Annotated in this window: 1 protein-coding gene and 1 pseudogene; both read left to right on the top strand. The window is 43.6% G+C overall.

Features of this window, described 5'->3' with window-relative positions:
- On the top strand, positions 1-920 hold a 920-nt coding region (gene menC / locus ACWHAR_RS20995), incomplete at its 5' end, for an o-succinylbenzoate synthase (protein ID WP_452087712.1).
- A gap of 279 nt (positions 921-1199) precedes the next feature.
- A pseudogene (mntA, locus tag ACWHAR_RS20990) lies at positions 1200-1535 on the top strand (manganese ABC transporter substrate-binding protein/adhesin MntA); the annotation flags it as partial.

Below are 1535 nucleotides of genomic sequence, written 5' to 3'. Positions count from 1 at the left end.
TGCATATGCTAAAAGATTTTTTTATCCCAAATGTCGTCGGCCGTGAATTCAATCATCCTTCAGAAGTGCCGGACAGCCTGGCGCGGTATAAAGGAAACCGGATGGCAAAAGCGGGACTTGAATCGGCTGTATGGGATATTTATGCCAAAAAGAAGGGCGTATCCCTTGCTGAGGCATTGGGCGGAACAAGAGATAAAGTCCCTGCCGGGGTGGTAGTCGGCCTGGCGCCTCTTGACGATATGCTGAAGGAAATTGAGAGCTATCAAAAAGAAGGTTATCAAAGAATAAAAATTAAAATTCAGCCTGGGCAGGATGTGGAATTGGTCAAGGCCATCCGCAGCCGATTCCCAAACATCCCGCTTATGGCCGATGCCAATTCCTCTTACGAACTGAAGGATATCAGCCGTTTAAAGGAGCTTGATGACTATCATTTAATGATGATTGAGCAGCCGCTCCAAGCTGACGATATCGTTGACCACCGCCACCTGCAGAAACATTTGAAAACGGCCATTTGCCTTGATGAGAGCATTTGTTCAGTTGATGATGCGAGACGGGCGATTGAGCTAGGAAGCTGCAAAATTATTAATATAAAACCTTCTCGTGTCGGCGGCTTAACAGAAGCCTTAAAAATTCATGATTTATGCAAAGAGCATCATATGCAGGTTTGGTGCGGAGGAATGCTGGAAACAGGCATATCAAGAGCGCAGAACGTGGCGCTTGCTTCACTGCCTCAATTCACAATACCTGGCGATATATCTTCATCCTCACGCTATTGGGATGAAGATATTGTAACTCCTGATATTCGTATTGATAATGGATTTATTTCTGTGTCAAAACAGCCTGGTTTAGGGGTTGAGGTAAACCAAGATATTATGCGAAAATATGTGACCAAAATGGATGTTTTCACACAGCATGGTTAAGAAAAAAGCATTTTGCTATTTTGAATAAATGACACTGTGCTGTTACAGTAAAAGTGTTCGTTGAATACATCCCTTCTCGTTTGGACCGGCTGCTGACCCAGCCGGTTTTTTTATGTAAATCAGCTTGACAAAAATGGCCAAACGCGATAATTTTGCATAAGGGAAACTTTTTGTCCTGTGTAAATAAAACATGCTTTTGGCTAATTTAATGTCATATGTCTAAGAACTGACAACATAAGATAAAACAATCGGACATTGATGGCAAAGAGGAGGAGAAATATGAGACAAGGGCTGATGGCAGCAGTACTTTTTGCGACCTTTGCTTTAACGGGATGCGGAACGGATTCAGCCGGAAAAAGCGCTGATCAGCAATTACAAGTGACAGCGACAACATCTCAAATTGCCGATGCAGCAGAAAACATCGGAGGTAAGCATGTAAAAGTCACCTCTTTAATGGGACCGGGGGTTGATCCGCACCTTTACAAAGCTTCCCAAGGTGACACGAAAAAATTAATGTCTGCCGATGTTGTTCTGTACAGCGGGTTGCATTTGGAAGGGAAAATGGAGGATGTCCTCCAAAAAATCGGCGAACAAAAACAATCGGCGGCAGTAGCT

The sequence above is a fragment of the Bacillus sp. LR--39 genome (assembly GCF_053613335.1).
The sequence above is the reverse complement of the archived record's forward strand: the minus strand, read 5'-3'. Positions and strand labels throughout refer to the sequence as shown.